Source organism: Pseudomonas sp. SIMBA_041 (genome assembly GCF_046535095.1).
Classification (GTDB): domain Bacteria; phylum Pseudomonadota; class Gammaproteobacteria; order Pseudomonadales; family Pseudomonadaceae; genus Aquipseudomonas; species Aquipseudomonas mucoides.
In genome coordinates this window covers 1-239 of the sequence record NZ_JAWRXJ010000877.1, presented here as the reverse complement: position 1 = coordinate 239, position 239 = coordinate 1, and the positions used below count along the sequence as shown (strand labels likewise).

Genomic DNA, 239 nt, shown 5'->3' with positions numbered 1-239 from the left:
GCAAGGAAGCCCTGGAGGCCAGCCGGATCAAGTCGGAGTTCCTGGCCAACATGAGCCACGAGATCCGCACCCCGCTCAACGGCATCCTCGGTTTCACCCACCTGCTGCAGAAAAGCGAACTGACGCCGCGCCAGCTGGATTACCTGAGCACCATCGAGAAGTCCGCCGACAACCTGCTGGGGATCATCAACGAGATCCTCGACTTCTCCAAGATCGAGGCCGGCAAGCTGGTGCTCGAC

General features: G+C 61.1%; 1 protein-coding gene. It reads left to right on the top strand.

The annotated features are described in order from the left end of the window. Positions 1 to 239: histidine kinase dimerization/phospho-acceptor domain-containing protein (locus SB725_RS33655; protein ID WP_410923753.1), on the top strand; the 239-nt coding region annotated here is incomplete at both ends.